We start from the raw sequence: 14,227 nt of genomic DNA on the forward strand, positions 1-14,227 counted from the left end.
CGGAAAACCGTGACACGTCTTTTTGCGAGCCTTGCAAGCATCACCCTCGCCCTGTTTCTGGCGACCGGTTCGGCTGTCGGCTCCAGCCCGCTGCCGGCCGATCAGGCTTTTCGCCTGAGCGTAACGAAGGATACGGATGGCCGTCTTGTGCTCAACTGGCAGATTGCTGGCGGTTACTATCTTTATCGCGACCACATCGAGGCGAAGGACGGGCAGGGAAACGCGCTTGCGGTCGACACGCAGCCCGGCCAGCCAAAGGACGATCCGAATTTCGGGCGGCTTGAGGTCTATTACACCCACGCCACGGCAAGCGTGAAAGCGGACGCACAGCCGCTGGAACTGACCTATCAGGGCTGCCAGGAAGACGGCATCTGCTACCGTCCGGAAACGAGGACCATCGATCCCGTCACGCTCGCAATATCGAGCGAGAAAGGCCAGAAAGCCAAGCTGCTGACGCAGGCATCGGCATTCGCGCCCGCTTCTGCATCAGCCGCTCCGCAAGGTGCGGCATTTGCCCTCGCGCCTGAAAAAGGCATGGTCGAGGGGCTGCTTGACCGGGGCGGCACCGGGCTGGTGATCGCCGCATTTCTGGCTTTCGGCGTGCTGCTTGCCTTCACGCCGTGCGTTTTTCCGATCTATCCCATTCTTGCCGGAACGCTGGCGCGGGAAGGGGAGAAGCTGACGGCAAAGCGCGGCTTCGTGCTTTCCGCCGTCTATGTCGTCAGCCTGGCGCTGGGCTTCGCCGTGGTTGGTGCAATCGCAGGCTGGTCGGGGCAGAACCTGCAAATGGTGCTGCAATCCAGATGGACAGCACTGGTGCTGGCAGGAATCTTCACGCTTCTGGCGCTCTCCATGTTCGGCCTGTTCCAGATCCAGCTTCCCAATTCATGGGTCAGCGCGATTTCCTCGGCTACAGGCCCCAATGGCCAGCAGCGGACAGGTTCCAAGCGGTCGGCGGCGATACTCGGCTTCTCGTCCGTGCTGATTGTCGGCCCGTGCGTTACGGCGCCGCTCGCGGGCGCGCTCCTTTATATCGCGCAGACCGCCAATGTCGCGCTCGGTGCTACCGCCCTCTTTGCGCTCGGCATCGGCAAGGGATTGCCGCTCATTGCCTTCGCTACGCTCGGCGCGGGCACGCTTCCGCGCGCAGGCGCATGGATGGAAACGGTGAAGCAGGTTTTCGGCTTCGGTTTTCTCGCCACCGCAATCTTCATGGCCGCGCCGCTGTTGCCGCCGGGCGTGGACATGGTGCTGTGGGCGCTTCTGCTTTTCGGGGCTGCAAGTTTCGCATTCCTCAAAATTCCGGGGCGCAGCGTTGTCGCCCGCACCATCGGCACGGCAGCCTTCGTTTACGGCGTCATTTTGATGCTTGGCGTGGCTTCGGGCGGAAAAGACCCATTGCAACCGCTGGCCGCATTCGGTAACCGTGGCGGCAATCAGAATCTGGCCGCGCTGCAATTTGCGCCGGTCGAGACTGTTTCTTCCCTTCAGGAGAAACTTGGCAAAGCGCGCGGCGATAGGCCGACGCTTGTCTATTTCACGGCGGATTGGTGCGTAAGCTGTTCCGCCGTGGAGCGCCGGGTTTTGCCTGATGCTGGCGTGAAGAAGGCATTGGAAGGCTATCAGCTTGTCAAGGCGGATATTTCCGAGCTGACAGCAGGCAATGCCGATCTGATGGCAAAGCTGGGTGTAGCCGGTCCGCCGACGATGATCTTCTTCGATCGCATCAGCAAGGAACCGGAGGGAACCAGATTGGTGGGCGACGTCACAGCCGCCTCTATCGAACGCTCGGTCGGCCTTTTGAGCGCGGACCGGAAACAATGATGAAATGTATTGAAATTGGCCCGGGGGCAAGGAAATTGACTATACTGAATGAGAAGCCGGACGCACGAAAATCACTGTTCCGGGTGGCTGTCATTGCCTGTCTGCCTTTTGTTGCCGCAGCCTGCACGACTGCGTCCGCGGATCGGCCGATTGCTGTCACCATGCCGCAGCCGGCGGCTTTCACGCCTCAGCCCGTTGCGGCGGAGCCCGTTGCAGCGGAACCAGTGAGCCAGCCTGCGCCGGAAGTGCAGACGGCCAGAAGCGAATATGAGACCATCTATGGCGCGGTGAACGATCGCGGCAATCTCATCCCGGCGCTCGATGTCAGCAAGATCGCCGAGCGCAATCTGCGCCGCGAAGTCGATTATGCCACGAACGAGCCGGTCGGAACCATCGTGGTCGATCCCTATGCGCGCTATCTCTACCTTGTGCAGCCGGGCGGCAAGGCGATCCGTTATTCGGTGGGCGTTGGCCGCGCGGGTCTGACTTTCTCCGGCGATGCGAAGGTCGCCTACAAGGCGCAGTGGCCGCGCTGGACGCCGACCGCCAACATGATCAAGCGCAATCCGGAGCATTACGCAAAATACGCGAAGGGCCTTGAGGGCGGCATCCGCAATCCGCTCGGCGCCCGCGCGCTCTATCTCTATCGTGATGGCAAGGACACGCTTTACCGCATCCACGGCACCAATGAGCCTTGGTCCGTCGGCAAGGCCGCATCGTCCGGCTGCATCCGCCTCTATAATCAGGACATCCTCGATCTCTACAAACGCGCCAATTCCGGTGCGCGTGTCGTCGTGTTGGATAAATCCCAATCAGGCAAAGGAGCAAGCTCGTGATGAACCGCCGTCAGATACTGGCCGCAACGGCGGCGGGTGCCGCAACGATTGCGATTTCAGGCGGCGAAAGCCTTGCGCAGCGCGTGCCGACGGTTGCGGAAGTACTCTACGACAAGGAAATCCCGGTTCTGGGCAACCCGAACGGCAATGTGACCATCGTGGAATATTTCGACTACCAATGCCCCTACTGCAAGAAGGGGCATGGCGAGCTGATGCGCGTGGTCAAGGATGACGGCAATGTCCGTCTCGTCATGAAGGACTGGATCATCTTCGGCGATACATCGGCCTATGCCGCGCGTCTTGTGCTCGCGGCGGAAAAGTCCGGGAATTATGTAAAGGCGATGGAAGCGCTGATGGCGACGCCCGGTCGCCTCACGCCGGAACAGGTGGATGCGGCGCTGAAGAAGGGTGGGCTTGATCCGGCAAAGCTGAATGCGGCCTATAAGGCCGATTCCAAGCGCATCAATGCCATTCTTGAGCGCAATATGGATCAGGGCGAAGCCTTCAATTTCGGCGGCACGCCTTCCTTCGTCATCGGCACCAAGCTTTATGGCGGTGTCATGAAGGAGCCGGAACTGATCGAGGCGATCAAGGAAGCGCGAAAGTCCTGAACTGATGCGGTGATGAAAGGGCGGAGTTAAAAAGCTCCGCCCTTCTTGATTCAGAATGGATAATGCTGCGGGCCTTCGATGGTGATCCAGCGCAGGTCGGTAAATTCGTTGATGACCGCCTTTCCACCGAAACGGCCATAGCCGGAAGACTTCACGCCGCCGAAAGGCATTTGCGCTTCGTCGGCGACCGTCGGGCCGTTGATGTGGCAGATGCCGGTTTCAAGCTTTTTGGAAAGCGCCAGCGCCCGTTTCACATCCTGACTGAAGATGGCCGATGAAAGGCCATATTCGGTGTCGTTGGCGACACGGATCGCCTCGTCGGCATTCTTGACGCGGATGATGGGCTTCACCGGCCCGAAGGATTCCTGCGCATAAATGTTCATATCCGGTGTCACGTGATCGATGATCGTCGCCTCGACGATGGAACCCTCGCGCTTGCCCCCTGCCAGAAGCTTGCCGCCTTTCGCTACCGCATCTTGGACGAGGGCGTCCATGCGTTCGGCGGATTTGAGGTCGACCAGCGACCCCAGGACGACATTGCCGCGCGGGTCTCCGGCGGGAAGGGATTTCGCCTTGGCAGCAAGCTTCTCCGCAAACGCATCCGCCACTTTCTCATGCACGATGAAGCGCTCCGTCGACATGCAGATCTGGCCCTGATTCATGAACGCGCCAAAGGCAGCAGCGTCGACCGCCTGATCGAGATCGGCATCTTCCAGCACGATGAAGGGTGCCTTGCCGCCCAGTTCCAGCAGCACGGGCTTCAGATGTTCTGCGGCCTGTTTGGCGATGATCTTGCCGACATGGGTGGAGCCGGTGAAATTGATGCGGCGGACCGAAGGATGGGCGACAAGGGCCGCGACGATTTCCGGCGCATCCTCTGGTGCGTTGGAAATGACATTGACCACGCCCGCCGGAAAACCCGCATCGTTGAGCGTTTTGACGATCAGGTGATGAACGCCGGGGCAGGATTCCGACGACCGCAGGATAACCGTGTTGCCGCAGGCAAGGGCGGCTGCAATAGCCCGCACGCCCAGAATGATCGGCGCATTCCATGGCGCCATGCCAAGCACCACGCCGACTGGCTGGCGCACGGCCATGGAAACGATGCCGGGCTTGTCGGAAGGGATGATTTCGCCGGTGATCTGGGTGGTGAGCGCCGCGGCTTCGCGCAGCACACCGGCTCCAAGATGGACATTGAAGCCCGACCACGGGGCGGTGGCGCCGGTTTCCTCCAGCATGAGGCGGATGAATTCATCGGCACGGCTCTCCATGAGGTCCGCCGCCTTGTTCAACAGTGCGCGACGCTCGCTCGGCCCGGTTTCCGACCAGCTTCCAAAGGCTTTCGCGGCGGATTTCGCAACTGCATCGACATCGGCAAGGCTGGCCGCAGGCGCTGTGGTGGCCACTTTTCCGGTGACCGGGTCTTTTCGATCAAATGTCTTACCCGATGCGGATGCCGTTTCCTTGCCATCGATGATGAAGCCGATTGTCGTCATGGTCTTCTCCCTTTTTGCCTGTCGCATCATGGTATAAAAGCTGGAAGCTTGCATGTTCCTTATTTGTAAACAGACTGTGCAACGGTGCTGTCTCGAATTTGAAAGCAAGCAGCGGAGTGTCGCTTCGACGCGATGGCATTAGCCTTCCTTCATGCTCATATTGAAGGAATACGGACATGAACCTTATGACCATGAAGACCCACGACCCCGATGAAAATCGCTGGCAGAAGGTGCTCGACCGCGACAAGGCATCGGACGGGGCATTTGTTTATGCGGTGCGCACCACCGGCGTCTATTGCCGCCCGTCATGCCCGTCGCGGCGTGGAAAGCGCGAAAACGTGCAGTTTTTCGACCATGGCGAGGATGCGGAACGCGCCGGCTTCCGGCCATGCATGCGCTGCAAGCCGCATCTTTCCGAAACGCTGGCGACGCAGAACAGCACCCGCTACGCCGATATGGTCGCTTCTGCCTGCCGCTTCATCGAGACGGCGGAAGAAGTGCCTTCCCTCGAAGAAATCGCGGCTTCCGTGAAAGCGAGCCCCGCCCATTTTCACCGCATTTTCAAGGCGTTCACGGGGCTGACCCCGAAAGCCTACGCCGATGCGCATCGCGCCAAAAAAATGCGGGCAGCACTTGATGCGCCGGAAATCCGCGTAACCGACGCAATCTATGATGCCGGTTATAATTCCAGCAGCCGCTTCTATGAGGCTTCGGACGGAATTTTGGGAATGACTCCAAAGGCTTACAAGCAGGGTGGCAAGAATGCGGATATCCGTTTCGCCATCGGCCAGTCGACGCTTGGCGCGGTACTCGTGGCTGCGAGCGACAGGGGTGTCTGCGCGATTTTGATGGGCGACGACCCGGAAGAGCTGATCCGCGATCTGGAAAGGCGCTTTCCGCAGGCAAATCTCATCGGCGCGGACCGCGATTTCGAGGACATGGTGGCCAAAGTGGTGGGCTTCGTCGAAGCGCCACGCATCGGTCTCGACCTGCCGCTAGACCTACAGGGAACCGCATTCCAGCAGCGGGTCTGGCAAGCCTTGCGAGAAATTCCTGTCGGTAACACAGTGAGTTACACCGAAATTGCCGAACGCATCGGCGCTCCGAAATCGGTGCGGGCTGTGGCGCAGGCCTGCGCCGCCAACAAGATCGCGGTCGCGATCCCATGCCACCGTGTGGTGCGCAATGATGGCGGTCTGTCCGGCTATCGCTGGGGCATTGAACGCAAGCGCGATCTTCTCAAGCGGGAGGGTCTGGCGTGAGTGATATCCCTGTCTATGACTGGCAAAAAATCGGTGCCGAACTGGACGAATTCGGTGCCTCAATCCTCGAAAACATAATTTCGCCACAGGATTGCCGCGAAATAGCCGCCGGTTACTACAATTTCGCCGCATTTCGAACCGTTATTTCGATGCGAAAACACGGTTTTGGGCGCGGAGAATACAAATATTACGCAAATCCCATTCCTGCCTTAATTTTGAATCTGCGCCAGAAGCTCTATCCGCAGCTTGCCCCCATCGCCAATCGGTGGAGCGAAAGGCTGGGATCGGATGTCCGGTTTCCGCCGACCCATGACGCGTTTCTGGAACGCTGCCATGCGGCGGGACAGACCCGGCCGACACCGCTCATCCTGCAATATGTCGAGGGCGACTATAATTGCCTGCATCAGGATATTTACGGCGATATCGCTTTTCCGTTGCAGGTGGCGATTTTGCTGTCCGAGCCGGAGAAGGATTTCACGGGCGGGGAATTCGTCCTGACCGAACAGCGTCCCCGGATGCAGAGCCGGGCGGAGGTCGTGCCGCTCCGGCAGGGGGACGGCGTGGTCTTCGCGGTCAATGACCGCCCGATGCAGGGAACGCGCGGCGATTACCGGGTCAAGATGCGGCACGGCGTCAGCCGCATCCGTTCCGGCAAGCGGCATACGCTGGGCATAATCTTTCACGATTCCAGATAGAGGTTGAAACCGGGGTTTCGATGGCCTTTGATCGCAACAAAATGATCGAAGGAGTCGGATATGAGCGTGACCATCTACGGTATCAAGAACTGCGACACCATGAAGAAGGCGCGCACCTGGCTTGAAGACCACGGCATCGACTACGCGTTTCACGATTACAAGAAGGAAGGGCTTGATGGCGAAACGCTCGACCGCTTCCTGAAGGATATTCCGTGGGAGCAATTGCTCAACCGGGCCGGGACGACATTTCGCAAACTGCCCGAGGAAGAACGCCAGAACGTCGATGCCGCCAAAGCGCGGGCTCTGATGCTGGCGCAGCCGTCCATGGTCAAGCGCCCGGTGCTCGATCACGACGGAAAGCTGACGGTCGGCTTCAAGCCGGACCAGTATGAAAACTTCTTCAAGTCTTGAGGCGGGAAAACGCTGCCATAGATAGCTGCCGGTAACAAGGGCGCGTTTCGATCTGATTGAATCGGATCGGCGCTCTATTTATTTGTTTTTAGGCACATCTTGTCCGGAAACCGCTTCACACTTTTCGGGACGTGCTGGATGGAGAAACCGATGCGGCAGCGCGCGAAGAAGGTCGTTCAGCAATGGTCCGCGAGCTGGCGCGATTCCCTGATCGCTTCCTTCGCGGGCGGGGTCGCCTGGCTGATCTGCCAGTTGCTTCTGAACCAGCCGAAACCCGTCTTTGCCATGGTCACGGCTGTGATCTGTCTGGCGCCGAACCTGCCCAACCATGGCAAGCAGGCGATTGGCGTGATCGTCGGGGTCACGACCGGCGTGCTGGTGGGCGAGCTTTCGCTGCTCTTGCCGGAAACGGTTCCGGTCTTCCACACAAGCATCGTGACTTTCGTTGCCATGGTGCTGGCAACCTCTTTCGGCATGGCGCCTGCAATTGCCATCCAGTCGGGCGTTTCGGCGATCCTGGTTCTCGCCATGGGGCCGCAGGTCGCGGGCGTGACGCGGCTGGTGGATGTTCTGGTCGGCGCGGGCGTGGGTTTGCTGTTCAGCCAGATTTTGATGACGCCGAGCCCGCTGCTTCTGATCGACAAGGCGGCTCGCGCCCTGATCGACCGTCTTGCAAACGGGCTCAAGCAGTCGGCTATCGCGCTCGAAAAACAGGACCCGGTGCGGGCGCAAAGCGCGATCAACCAGTTTGCATCGGCGCACCGGGCGGTAATCGCACTCGGCGACGGCATTGCGCTGGCGCGCAGCAATGCGCGCTGGTCGCTGCGCGGGCGGCTGGTGGCGCGCGAGGTTACCGAAATGGCAGGCCGCTACGACCGCCGCGGCATCCGCCTCTACGCATCGGCGCTGCTGTTCGGCGAAGCGCTGGGCAATGCGCTGCGCAAAAAGGAAGCGCCGCCCCCGCCATGGCTGGCGGAAGCCTTGCAGGTGGTCATCGCCAATTGCGAGCTGGAAGAGGGGCAGGCGCCGCGCCGGATACCGCCCATGCCCAAGGACATTCCGTTCGGCTGGCGCGATTGCGTGCACCGGCTGTCATCAGTTCAGGATACGCTTCTGCACTTCCTGCATTCCGATATTCCCGACAGCCTTCCCGTACCCGAACGGCGGCAAAAGCAGGATGAAGCCGCGGCCTGACGGTTTTCAGACCAGCGACCGCACATGCTGCACAAGCTCCTCCGCTGCCTGTCGTGCGAGCAGGGGGCGGCTCTGCCAGTCGTCCGAAGCAGCGCCGCGATAGGCAGCCTGCGCGAGCGCAAGGACCGAGGCGGTTTCGGGCGAAACACGCGCCAGCGCCCACTCGGCAGCGGCATCTTTCGGCGCGAATTTTCCGGTTTCGAGCGTGTACCACATGCGGGCAAGCGTCAGCAGGACATTGCGCTCGTCGCCCGAAAGATTGCCGGTGAGGGCGGGCAGGGCATCGGTGATCGCCCGCCGCACATCTCCATGCGGCACGCTCGGCAGAAGATGTTCGCGCGTGGGACCAACGAGGCTTATGGCTTCCTGGGCGGCTTGCGCCAGCACCAGCGTATATTCGGGATCGGTGTGCGGCTGCGGCACGGTTCCCGCCTCGAATTCGTCGCGCAGCCATTCTCCATAAATGAAGGCGCAACGTGCGGGATAGGTGAGGGCGGCGAGGTCCTGCTGCAAGAAGATCATCACTTCCAGGCAGCGGGCTGTGCCGGGTCTGGCCGGGTGCCGGCCAGAAATCTGCATCAGACGGTCAACGAGAAGCGCGCCGGTTTCAGGCGCCAGTGGCTGGTCGCTGACCGCCAGAAGATCCACATCGCTGTTGGGTCGAAGGCCGCCATTCACGGCGGAGCCATGCAGATAAACGGCTTGCAAGGACTGTCCCAGACATTCTTGCAGAACGATCAGGGCCTTTGCCGCTTCTTCGGGGATTGCCAGATTCCAGCTATTCACCATGGATTTGATATACAGCTGACGCCTGAACATACTCAACTATAGGAAGACTTCTTTTCAGACGTTTCCCTCTTTCTTGAGCACTTCGGCTGCATCCCAAGCGCCTTTGGCCCCTGCATCGCCTTTCCGAAACATAATTACGGTTACGCCGACATTTGCGGTAGGTGCATATACCGGCATTGCTGAACCAGAACTACTGTATCTTCCGTACGTGGAATTTCCATATGTATTTGCGGAAAATGTACCGTTGTTCCAGCTATTAACGCCAACTAATTGTCTGCCTTGCGAGGTACTGGCTTGCTCAAGACGGAAGTGGGTGTAACCTCTATTTAGCGTTGCTTGTGCCGCACGTTTCATTGTGATCCGTCCCGCTGAACCAGCAAACAGTGCACCAGATGCTTGTGTATCAAGACGCACCATGTTAGGCGCTAACGGCATTTCGTTAGTAGTTGCGCATGCTGAAAGTGCCACAGCGACGGTGGCAAAAAGAATCAGCTTTTTCATGTAAGCCCCCCTAAAAAACTAACTAGGAAGTAACAGCAGCGTTGCTGCTTTTCAATTACTTTAGGAGGGCTGATATCTCCGCGACATTGAGAGGTTGATTGCTATATCGGCCGCATGTGTTCGCGAGTCAGGCTGCAGCATTTTCTCGCCGCTCAAGAATGCGGTCGATCAAGCCCCATTCGAGCCCCTGCTCGGCGGTCATGAAATTATCGCGGTCAAGCGCGCGTTCCGCCTCTTCATAGGTGCGCCCGCAATGTTCTGCATAAAGCCGTGTCATCAGCCGCTTGGTTCGCTGCGCTTCCTCGGCATGGATGAAAATGTCCGATGCCTTTCCCTGAAACCCGCCGGAGGGCTGGTGAACCAGCAGGTTGGCATTGGGAAGGGCGGCGCGATGGCCGGGCTCTCCCGCCATCAGCAGGAAGGAACCCATGGAACGGGCGGTCCCCATGCAGAGCGTATGCACCGGCGCGCGGACATAGCGCATCGTGTCATAGATGGCGAGGCCGCTGGTCACGACGCCGCCCGGCGAATTGATATAGAGATTGATCGGCTGTTTGGAATTTTCCGCTTCCAGAAACAGCAATTGCGCGCAGATCAGTGCGGATACGGTGTCGTTTACCTCGCCGTTGAGAAAGATGATCCGCTCGCGCAGCAGGCGCGAATAGATATCGAACGATCTTTCGCCGCGGCTCGACTGTTCAACGACCATAGGGACGAGTTGCATCGTTTCGCGCATCGGCGAATTCCTCTCTTCCAAAAATCAGGATGTAGGTGTTTCAGGCGGCGTGCATGAGCGGCACCCGGTTGCTGTTGGCGGCAGCCGGTGCGGTACGTTTCGTCCGCGTGTCGTTCAATTCGTGGATGACGCGCAGGCAGGTGCCCCCGGCAATGCCCGGCGCGATGCGGAAAGTGACCATGCTTTCCAGAAAGGGCGGCTGGCTTTCCCGCATCCGGTAGCTGATCTCCACGCCGGGCTTGCAGGAAGCAGGCTCCGGATCGGCCAAAGCCCCGGATGGAAGCCAGTTTTCGCGAAACTCCGCAATGCTGATCGCGCGCCAGACTTTCTGCGGCGCGGCATCCAGCTCATATTCCAGCTCTATTGCTTCTTCGCTGCGTTCTTCCTGCCGGTCGGTCATTGGTCCATATCCTTCAGCAAGGTTTTGAGAGCGTCGATACGTTCCGGCCAGTAGGCGCGGTATTTGGCAAGCCAGTTGGCGATGAGGGTGAGCCCGTTCGGATCGACTTCATAGTTGACGAAGCGCCCCTCGCGTTCCTCACGCACCAGCCCCGCGCCGCGCAACACCGCCAGATGCTGCGACATGGCGGGCTGGCTGATCTCCATCCCCTCCCGCAACGCGCTGGCATTCCTGCTGCCCCCTGCCAGCTTCTCGAAGATCATCCGGCGGGTCGGGTCGGCAAGCGCCCGGAATATATCATTGAATATATCGTTCTCATTCATACGAACACATAAGCGTAGACTTATGTGATTCGCAAGGCCCTAGTTGAAAAAACGGACGTTTTGATCAATCCGCCGAACGAAACTGCATGGTGAAGACTGTTCCCCCGATGCCTTGCGCGAGTAATGGCGCAAATTTCAGCGGCGTGCATTTTTGAACGGCCTCGATTGCAGCATTCACGAATGCCTTCCTGGCCTTGTCGTCTCCCTGGACATTGATCGCGGTGGCGCGGGGCGGCCCAATCAGGCTTCCGTCACGCTTGAAGCTGAAGCTGAGGGTGACGGCTGAGTTCTTGCTGCCCGCAGGCGCGGTCCAGCAGACGTTCAGCGCGTCGCCGACTTCGTTCATCGTCTTCAGATCCTGCGCCTGAACTGTCCCCGTGGCGGCGATCGCAACGGCGGTCAACAGGCAGGCGGATAGTCCCCTTCCATTCATCCTGGTCCTCCATCAAGAAAGTGTAGCAAGTCTATTGTAGGCCTGCTCCGGCGGAGTTCAAACCCAACTCTGTCGTTAGTGTTAATGCGCAAGGCAACAGTTTCAGCCTCGATCTGCGTGATCGGTCCGATCAGAAAAATTCATTTGTCGCCGGGTGATTGAGGTTTATTTTCCCGCCAATGACCGAGTCTTCGCTGAACATGACCAAGCCTGCATCTTCACGCCATCACACCGCCGTTCGTTATGCTGTCGGCGGTTTTCTGGCCATGGCCGCCGCCATGGGGATCGGACGTTTCATCTATACGCCGATCCTGCCCGGAATGATGGCCGATATCGGCTTCACCGCCGCCGATGCGGGTTTCATCGCATCGGCAAATTATATCGGTTATCTGCTGGGGGCGGTCGTTGCCGGTTACGGCTGGTCTGCGGGCATCGAACGGGCAAGCGTGATCGCGGGCCTGATCATCAGCGGCTTGCTGTGTGCGGCCATGGCGCTTTTTGACGGCGTGTGGCTGTTTTCCATCATCCGCTTTGCGGCGGGTTTCATAAGCGCGGTGACGATGATCCTGTGCACGGCAATTGTGCTGAGCCATGTCACGGCGGCGGAAAAGGCGGGTCTTGGAGCCTTGCATTTCGGCGGCGTCGGCAGCGGTATTGCGCTTTCCGCTGTTCTGGTGGCGCTGATCCGCTTTGCCGGGCTCGACTGGCGGGCCGACTGGATCGGCGCTGCCGTCCTGACCGTCATCATGGCGGTTCTCGTTGCTGCTTTCGTCAGGGAGGGGCCGGTGGGCGGAAACAGCGGCACGCGCGAGCCGCCGCTCCCCAAAAGCCTCGCCTTCAACGCGCTGGCGCTGGCCTATGGCATTTTCGGCTTCGGCTATGTGATCACGGCGACCTTCCTCATTGCAATCGTGCGGGCGACCGATGGCGGCCCGCTGATGGAAGCCGCCGTCTGGGTGGTGACCGGTCTGGCGGCGGCACCCTCCATCTGGCTGTGGGCGCCGGCTGCCCGTAAGTTCGGTCTCTTCAATACATTTGCCCTGACGGCCATTCTGGAAGCAATCGGCGTTGCCGCAAGCGTGGTTCTGGCGCCGCCGCTTGGCCCTCTGGTGGGCGGCGCGCTTCTGGGTATCACTTTCATGGCATTGACGGCGTTCGGTTTGCAGATTGCCCGTATGCTCGCACCGGCGTCGCCGAAACGCGCTCTGGCGCGGATGACGGTCTGCTTCAGCATCGGCCAGATCGTCGGCCCGCTGGTCGCAGGCTTCATGGCGCAGCGCTCCGGCTCGTTCACTTCCGCAAGCCTGGCCGCAGCGCTCTCGCTGGTGGTCGTCGCGGCGCTGGGCACGGTGGCGGGACGCGCTGCCCGAACAACCGGCTGAAAACCTTACAGGAATTTAACTGGTAAAGGCGTGAAGACCGGCTTCTTATGAGGACAGTTCCTCATGAGTTGGATGTAACCCGGTGTTTGTGTCGTTCTTTCCTCGCCCCAAATTGTTCTTCTGGTCCGCTCTGGGCTGGTGCCTGCTGGCGGTAATCGGCTGGTATGAGGGAGGGGAAAGGCTGGGCGCAACATTCGGCCTGCCGCCGCTGGCGCCTGACGCCGCGCCGATTATCGGCGCAAGCATCTTCTGGTCGGCACCGTTTCTCTGGTTCTATATCTATTTCGCGGTGGCGGTGTTCGCGTTCTATCTGTTCTGGGCGTGGTTCTCCCCGCACCCGTGGCAGCGATGGTCGATACTCGGATCGGCGCTGATCCTGTTCACCACCTATTTCGGCGTACAGGTGAGCGTGGCGGTCAATGCATGGTATGGGCCGTTCTACGACATGATACAGAAGGCGCTCTCAACGCCCGGCGCCGTCAGCGCCTCCTACTTCTACTGGGGTTTGGTCACTTTTGCACAGATTGCCTTTATCGGCGTCACGGTCGGCGTTCTGAGCCTGTTCTTCGTCAGCCATTATATCTTCCGCTGGCGCACCGCGATGAATGACTATTATGTCCACCATTGGCCGAAACTGCGTTCCATCGAGGGTGCCGCCCAGCGCGTGCAGGAAGATACGATGCGCTTTTCCACGACGCTCGAACAATTGGGTGTCGATCTGGTAAAGGCTGTTCTGACGCTGATCGCCTTTCTGCCGGTCCTGTTCAGCTTTTCCGAGAAAATCAATGAATTGCCGGTTCTCGGCGCAATACCGCATGCGCTTGTATGGGCGGCTGTTTTCTGGGCTGCCTTCGGCACCGGATTTCTGGCGCTGGTTGGCATCAAGTTGCCGGGACTGGAGTTCAACAATCAGCGTGTGGAAGCGGCCTACCGCAAGGAGCTGGTCTATGGCGAGGACCATGACGATCGCGCCGGGCCAGTCACAATGGCTGAATTGTTCCGCAACGTCCGGCACAATTATTTCCGGCTCTATTTCCACTATGTCTATTTCAACGTCGCCCGAATTATATACCTGCAGGCCGACAATATCTTTCCAACCCTGATCCTTATCCCGTCCATCGTGGCGGGAAAGCTGACGCTTGGCCTGATGAACCAGATTACCAATGTCTTTTCGCAGGTGCAGAGCTCGTTTCAGTATCTCGTCAATTCATGGACGACGATCATCGAACTGCTGTCGATCTACAAGCGCCTGAGGGCTTTCGAGGCGACTATCCGCGATGAGCCGCTGCCTTTGCTGGATCGCCAAAATCTGGAAACAGCGCCGTCGGCATAGA

The 14,227-nt window shown here is 59.4% G+C and carries 16 protein-coding genes; 9 read left to right on the forward strand and 7 right to left on the reverse strand.

Annotated features, from left to right (window positions below; translation table 11 throughout):
• Positions 1 to 9 precede the first annotated feature (9 nt).
• The 3 genes from dsbD to F9K78_RS10700 all read left to right on the forward strand — a co-directional run bounded on the left by dsbD (position 10) and on the right by F9K78_RS10700 (position 3,271).
• Positions 10 to 1,824, forward strand: a complete 1,815-nt coding sequence (gene dsbD / locus F9K78_RS10690; RefSeq protein ID WP_235925410.1) for a protein-disulfide reductase DsbD — start codon at positions 10 to 12, stop codon at positions 1,822 to 1,824.
• 83 nt (positions 1,825 to 1,907) lie between these two features.
• Positions 1,908 to 2,660 carry a L,D-transpeptidase gene (locus tag F9K78_RS10695; RefSeq protein WP_121980656.1) on the forward strand — a complete coding sequence of 251 codons (753 nt, stop codon included), beginning with the start codon at positions 1,908 to 1,910 and terminating at the stop codon, positions 2,658 to 2,660.
• Positions 2,657 to 3,271 (forward strand): DsbA family protein, encoded by a 615-nt coding sequence (locus tag F9K78_RS10700; protein ID WP_121980621.1) that lies wholly within the window; start codon positions 2,657 to 2,659, stop codon positions 3,269 to 3,271. The genes F9K78_RS10695 and F9K78_RS10700 overlap by 4 nt, the downstream gene beginning before the upstream one ends.
• A 50-nt stretch (positions 3,272 to 3,321) precedes the next feature.
• Here F9K78_RS10700 and F9K78_RS10705 read toward each other — a convergent pair whose 3' ends face one another.
• A complete protein-coding gene (locus F9K78_RS10705) occupies positions 3,322 to 4,767 on the reverse strand; it encodes an aldehyde dehydrogenase (RefSeq protein WP_121980620.1) in 1,446 nt (481 codons plus the stop codon).
• Positions 4,768 to 4,943: 176 nt separating this feature from the next.
• Between F9K78_RS10705 and ada the strand changes: the two genes are divergently transcribed.
• The 4 genes from ada (at position 4,944) to F9K78_RS10725 (ending at position 8,329) form a co-directional block, all read left to right on the forward strand.
• A complete protein-coding gene (gene ada, locus F9K78_RS10710) occupies positions 4,944 to 6,029 on the forward strand; it encodes a bifunctional DNA-binding transcriptional regulator/O6-methylguanine-DNA methyltransferase Ada (protein WP_121985592.1) in 1,086 nt (361 codons plus the stop codon).
• On the forward strand, positions 6,026 to 6,724 hold the full coding sequence (locus F9K78_RS10715; protein ID WP_121985591.1) for a 2OG-Fe(II) oxygenase: 699 nt from the start codon (positions 6,026 to 6,028) through the stop codon (positions 6,722 to 6,724). Before ada ends, F9K78_RS10715 begins: the two co-directional genes overlap by 4 nt.
• Positions 6,725 to 6,784: 60 nt before the next feature.
• Entirely contained in the window at positions 6,785 to 7,135 is a 351-nt protein-coding gene (locus F9K78_RS10720) for an ArsC family reductase (protein WP_121985590.1), read from the forward strand.
• A 150-nt stretch (positions 7,136 to 7,285) separates the two neighbouring features.
• Entirely contained in the window at positions 7,286 to 8,329 is a 1,044-nt protein-coding gene (locus F9K78_RS10725; RefSeq protein ID WP_121980616.1) for an FUSC family protein, read from the forward strand.
• A 6-nt stretch (positions 8,330 to 8,335) separates the two neighbouring features.
• On the opposite strand, the gene ant(9)-Ic is transcribed toward F9K78_RS10725, so the two are convergent.
• The 6 genes from ant(9)-Ic to F9K78_RS10755 all read right to left on the reverse strand — a co-directional run bounded on the left by ant(9)-Ic (position 8,336) and on the right by F9K78_RS10755 (position 11,511).
• Positions 8,336 to 9,118, reverse strand: coding sequence for an aminoglycoside nucleotidyltransferase ANT(9)-Ic (gene ant(9)-Ic / locus F9K78_RS10730; RefSeq protein WP_174813437.1), 783 nt, complete (start codon positions 9,116 to 9,118; stop codon positions 8,336 to 8,338).
• 54 nt (positions 9,119 to 9,172) lie between these two features.
• Entirely contained in the window at positions 9,173 to 9,619 is a 447-nt protein-coding gene (locus F9K78_RS10735; protein WP_121985589.1) for a hypothetical protein, read from the reverse strand.
• A 127-nt stretch (positions 9,620 to 9,746) separates the two neighbouring features.
• Entirely contained in the window at positions 9,747 to 10,355 is a 609-nt protein-coding gene (locus tag F9K78_RS10740; protein WP_121985588.1) for an ATP-dependent Clp protease proteolytic subunit, read from the reverse strand.
• A gap of 40 nt (positions 10,356 to 10,395) precedes the next feature.
• On the reverse strand, positions 10,396 to 10,755 hold the full coding sequence (locus tag F9K78_RS10745) for an SRPBCC family protein (RefSeq protein ID WP_121985587.1): 360 nt from the start codon (positions 10,753 to 10,755) through the stop codon (positions 10,396 to 10,398).
• Complete coding sequence (locus tag F9K78_RS10750) at positions 10,752 to 11,078, reverse strand: ArsR/SmtB family transcription factor (RefSeq protein WP_121985586.1); 327 nt, start codon at positions 11,076 to 11,078, stop codon at positions 10,752 to 10,754. The genes F9K78_RS10745 and F9K78_RS10750 overlap by 4 nt, the downstream gene beginning before the upstream one ends.
• 64 nt (positions 11,079 to 11,142) lie before the next feature.
• Positions 11,143 to 11,511: a hypothetical protein gene (locus tag F9K78_RS10755; RefSeq protein ID WP_121985585.1), complete on the reverse strand. Its 369-nt coding sequence runs from the start codon at positions 11,509 to 11,511 to the stop codon at positions 11,143 to 11,145.
• A gap of 200 nt (positions 11,512 to 11,711) precedes the next feature.
• Here F9K78_RS10755 and F9K78_RS10760 point away from each other — a divergent pair, with 200 nt between their 5' ends.
• Together F9K78_RS10760 and sbmA are read left to right on the forward strand one after the other, a co-directional pair.
• The gene (locus F9K78_RS10760) at positions 11,712 to 12,893 is read left to right on the forward strand and encodes a YbfB/YjiJ family MFS transporter (protein ID WP_121985795.1); all 1,182 of its coding nucleotides are present in this window, start codon (positions 11,712 to 11,714) and stop codon (positions 12,891 to 12,893) included.
• Between the two features lie 82 nt (positions 12,894 to 12,975).
• Positions 12,976 to 14,226, forward strand: coding sequence for a peptide antibiotic transporter SbmA (sbmA, locus tag F9K78_RS10765; protein WP_121985584.1), 1,251 nt, complete (start codon positions 12,976 to 12,978; stop codon positions 14,224 to 14,226).
• The last annotated feature ends 1 nt before the right edge of the window (position 14,227 follow it).

The sequence above is a fragment of the Brucella pseudintermedia genome (assembly GCF_008932435.1).
Classification (GTDB): Bacteria; Pseudomonadota; Alphaproteobacteria; order Rhizobiales; family Rhizobiaceae; genus Brucella; species Brucella pseudintermedia.

What these genes read in the sequence shown, in the direction of transcription:
- F9K78_RS10705 (WP_121980620.1), bottom strand. Translation starts at nt 4,767, where the DNA reads ATGACGACAATCGGCTTCATCATCGATGGCAAGGAAACGGCATCCGCA.
- F9K78_RS10725 (WP_121980616.1), top strand. Translation starts at nt 7,286, where the DNA reads ATGCGGCAGCGCGCGAAGAAGGTCGTTCAGCAATGGTCCGCGAGCTGG.
- F9K78_RS10750 (WP_121985586.1), bottom strand. Translation starts at nt 11,078, where the DNA reads ATGAATGAGAACGATATATTCAATGATATATTCCGGGCGCTTGCCGAC.
- ada (WP_121985592.1), top strand. Translation starts at nt 4,944, where the DNA reads ATGAACCTTATGACCATGAAGACCCACGACCCCGATGAAAATCGCTGG.
- F9K78_RS10755 (WP_121985585.1), bottom strand. Translation starts at nt 11,511, where the DNA reads ATGAATGGAAGGGGACTATCCGCCTGCCTGTTGACCGCCGTTGCGATC.
- F9K78_RS10720 (WP_121985590.1), top strand. Translation starts at nt 6,785, where the DNA reads ATGAGCGTGACCATCTACGGTATCAAGAACTGCGACACCATGAAGAAG.
- F9K78_RS10740 (WP_121985588.1), bottom strand. Translation starts at nt 10,355, where the DNA reads ATGCGCGAAACGATGCAACTCGTCCCTATGGTCGTTGAACAGTCGAGC.
- F9K78_RS10760 (WP_121985795.1), top strand. Translation starts at nt 11,712, where the DNA reads ATGACCAAGCCTGCATCTTCACGCCATCACACCGCCGTTCGTTATGCT.
- F9K78_RS10735 (WP_121985589.1), bottom strand. Translation starts at nt 9,619, where the DNA reads ATGAAAAAGCTGATTCTTTTTGCCACCGTCGCTGTGGCACTTTCAGCA.
- F9K78_RS10745 (WP_121985587.1), bottom strand. Translation starts at nt 10,755, where the DNA reads ATGACCGACCGGCAGGAAGAACGCAGCGAAGAAGCAATAGAGCTGGAA.